Raw genomic sequence first — 3854 nt, 5'->3', positions numbered from 1 at the left:
CAAATTTCATGTCTGCTCTCCTCGTATTTTATTTGTATATTTTAAAGATTCGACATAAAATCTAAAATTCCTTTTTGAGATTTTTTCCATTTCATTTTAATAATTATTTTTCATGCGATAGCCCTGTTGTCTAATCCTACAATTAAAGGGTGACTAATATATAAATTGTATAATTTTTTATACAATTTAGTAGATTAAAATTTTGATATTTAATTTATGTTAAAGTATTCTTTAATGGGAATGATTAAAATAAACATTATTTTGTATGTTCTTAACAAGGTTCATTAGATAAAGGAAAGGTTGAAAGATAATATTTTATTTTTAGAGGAATTGTAATGTTTTAGTAGAAATAATTATATATACATTATAAGTTAGAGATGAATGAGAGTAAACTTAAATATTTATATTTAGATGTGATTATGCAAAAAGAATACCATATATAGAAAAGTATTAGGGACATAAAATAGACATAAACATTTGAATTATGTTCAGTACACCTATATTGAGATTATTTATGGGAGATTAATATGCTTAAATTTATAGGGAAACAGTTTCGACAACCTAGTGGAATATTAGGTAGAATAATATCAACAATTATGGAAAAAGCAAATAGTTCAATCTATAATGAAGTAATAAATATTTTAAATTTAAAAGATAAGGATAAAATTCTAGAAATAGGGTATGGATCCGGTCAAGGCATTAATAAAATTGTTAAAAGAAATAAAAATGTAAAATTACATGGATTAGATTTTTCAAAATTAATGTACGAAAAAGCTACTAGAAAGAATAGTAGGCATATTCAGAATAATCAAATAGAATTATTTTATGGTGATGTTACAGAGTGTAATACCAATATTCTTTATGATAAGATTCTTGCTATTAATGTGGTTTACTTTTGGAAGCATCTTGAGGACATATTCAATAAACTATATCAGTTTCTATCGGAATCAGGTGAGTTGATATTATTTGTTGTTCCGGCTAGTGAGTTGAATAAGTTTAAATATACAAATAATGAAGCGTTTATAAAATATGATATAGACGAAATAATTGAAAATTTAAGAATAGTTGGATATCAACATATAAAAACAAAAAAACATAAAACGAAGTTCGAAGAAGATTTTTTTATAATAGCACATAAAGGAAAGAGTCAGAGCGTCTAGTATAGGGCTGTAGTTTCTTCACAAATTGAACATAGACTAACTACAGTCCTTACCCCCTTAGACAAAAGTATTATTTTAGATAATAAAGGAAACAGAACATTCAAGACAGCAGAAAATTCAAAGTTAATTATGAATAAGATGGAATTAATTCAGTGATGGTTATTTCTCAATATTATCATATAGCAAGAACCAGATTTGCTTTCAAGAAAGTTGGAATAGATAAGGTCAATACTACACATGTTAAAATACTTGAAATTAGAGATTTATATTCTTTGACAAGAGAGTTGTTTGTCTATTATAAGTATCTGCTCATGTAAAGCATATCAAAAATGCCCGTCGTCTAACATGTGTTTTCCGACATCTTACATAAACTTATAGGATAACTGGAAACCTATCAAAATATTTCTGCTTGCTGCTCACAGCTCTTCATCGAGCAAAAACACCGCTAGGAAGAAGGGCTTTGAGAATTGGTTCAGAGACATCGAAAATGCAAAATGTATAACGCTAAAATGCAAGTTAACAGTTTTTTAACAGTTTTAATTTTTAAAAAAGTGATATAATGTATGTAGGTAAAAAAGTGATAAAAGAGTATTGTATTTATTTAGGCAATATGTTATATTTATGATACAGATATTATTTTTACTAAGCAAGTACCAGAAGGGAAAGCTATGTTTTTAAGACCCATTAAGGGCATAAATCAAGTTGGAAACACTGAAATTTAGGTAGAGTATGTTTAATTACTTTGTTATGCTTATTTTAAAAATTTAATTAATAAAAAGCTGAGGATATTAATCCAGGGCGAAGACTTAGAGGTCTATCGTCGCTGGATTTTTTATTTCTCAGTTTTTTTTATTTAAAGGAGGTGAAAAAAAGAAAGCCGCAAACTTTGGCGAGGACGCGGCTCCCTTAGAAACAAATAACCTTTTGAAGGCTATTAGTTACTTATATTATAAATTATAGCCTTCAATTCTACAAATTAAAATAAAATTTGGAGGTATAAAATGAAAAAATCTAAAGAGGATACTATACAGATAGAAAGAATTATATTAAAAGATAGAGTTTTAGATAGAGAAATGATAAAAAAGTTATTTGAAAAACAAGGTGAGCAAAATGAATAATGCTCATATTGTAGAAAATAAAAAGATACTTAAAAGATATAAGATGAATTGTAGAAATAAAGGACTCACAAAAGAATCAATTAAAGCTATTGTGGGAAATGACTTGAGACTTTTTATAAATTTTATTGGGAATAAACCATTATCAAAAGTATCACATTTAGATGTACAAGACTTTTTATTACTATGTAGTGAAGAAAGAAGTAATGGAGATGAAGCTGTTGCTAGAAAATTTAATTCCATAAATATGCTATTTAAAACACTAATAAAGCAAGAGACCCTAAACATTAAAAACTCACTAGATAAACTAGAAAAGCCTAAAGTTCGTAAAAAATACAGAGGGCATCTAACAATGGAAGAATACGAAAGACTATTGAAATACTTAGATGCATCTAACGAAACAAATAAATTAAGGAATTTAGCATTGATATCTTTTTTCTATAGTAGTGGCTGTAGGCTTACAGAGGTATATCAGCAGAACATAGAAAATCTTGATTTTACAGGTCGTAGATTTAAAGTAGTAGGCAAGGGAGCCAAGGAACGTATTTGTATATTTTCTAGAGACACATCAAAAAGACTAAAAAAATATCTAGACACTAGAGCTGATGACATTCCTGCATTATTTATAAGTAGACAAAAAAATAGATTAAGTAAAAAAGCTATTCAAGATGTTATTAAGAATACAGGCAAAAGAGCCGGTATAAAGAAGAATCTACATCCACACTTATTAAGGCATACTAGAGCTCAAAATCTATTAGCTAAAGGAGCAAGCTTAGAAACAATACAAAGGTTATTGGGGCATGAATCTATAGCTACAACACAAATATATGCTAGAATGAATATGGATTCCGTTCAAAATGAAATAGCTAACATAGATGGAGATATAGGGTTATAGGGCAAAATCTCATTTACATATATATTATCAAGAGGTGATGTCCTTGGATAAAATAGTTTATACTGGGGAGTTTACTGAAGAAGAAATAATAAAAGAAATCAATAAATTACTAAATAAATTTTTATATGAAATGGCCGATAAAAAGAAAAATTGGGTTGATGATCCTTCATCAACCCAATAGTTTTAACGATAAATAAGTTATAGGAAATATGTTGAATTTTTTAGTTGGTGCTATATGTATAATTATACTTACTATTAAGTAACAAATTAGAAGTCTATAGAAGGTAAGACTACTTATATTTAAAACAGTAGTCTCAAAAGAGAGGGTGAAACATTCTCTTTTAAGATTTTTATTTGTCAAAAATTTTAAAAAGGAATGTTTAAGTGATAGCATGATTAAGATATTATTAATCAACCATTATTAAATCTAAAACTTTTTGAATATTTTTCATAGTATTTATTAATTAAAATAAATATTAAGAAATAAAAAGTAATTTTTAAAGGAATTGCAATATTTTACTAGAATCTATTTATATTACGTTGGAAAGTCAGTAAAGATTAGACCAGCTAGTAAAAGTCAAGAGTATTTAAGTGAAAAAATTTAAATTCTCTAATATTAAATTTATGCACGACAAAAAGACCTTTGAAAAACACGAACAATGGCCAAATTTAGGCTTTTAAAAT

Annotated in this window: 3 protein-coding genes; all 3 read left to right on the top strand. The window is 27.0% G+C overall.

Translation table 11 applies throughout. From position 1 onward, the window contains the following. Positions 1-527 precede the first annotated feature (527 nt). The 3 genes from V6137_RS20655 (at position 528) to V6137_RS20645 (ending at position 3351) form a co-directional block, all read left to right on the top strand. Complete coding sequence (locus tag V6137_RS20655; RefSeq protein ID WP_425449839.1) at positions 528-1160, top strand: class I SAM-dependent methyltransferase; 633 nt, start codon at positions 528-530, stop codon at positions 1158-1160. Between the two features lie 1110 nt (positions 1161-2270). Next, the gene (locus V6137_RS20650; protein ID WP_425449838.1) at positions 2271-3170 is read left to right on the top strand and encodes a tyrosine-type recombinase/integrase; all 900 of its coding nucleotides are present in this window, start codon (positions 2271-2273) and stop codon (positions 3168-3170) included. Between the two features lie 43 nt (positions 3171-3213). Then, complete coding sequence (locus V6137_RS20645) at positions 3214-3351, top strand: hypothetical protein (protein WP_425449837.1); 138 nt, start codon at positions 3214-3216, stop codon at positions 3349-3351. Positions 3352-3854: the final 503 nt, after the last annotated feature.

The sequence above is a fragment of the Dethiothermospora halolimnae genome, from assembly GCF_037577855.1.
Lineage (GTDB): Bacteria > Bacillota > Clostridia > Tissierellales > VENL01 > Dethiothermospora > Dethiothermospora halolimnae.
This window is presented reverse-complemented; position numbering and strand designations above follow the sequence as displayed.

Coding starts and splice junctions, on each gene's coding strand:
- V6137_RS20655 (WP_425449839.1), top strand. CDS start 528: ATGCTTAAATTTATAGGGAAACAGTTTCGACAACCTAGTGGAATATTA.
- V6137_RS20650 (WP_425449838.1), top strand. CDS start 2,271: ATGAATAATGCTCATATTGTAGAAAATAAAAAGATACTTAAAAGATAT.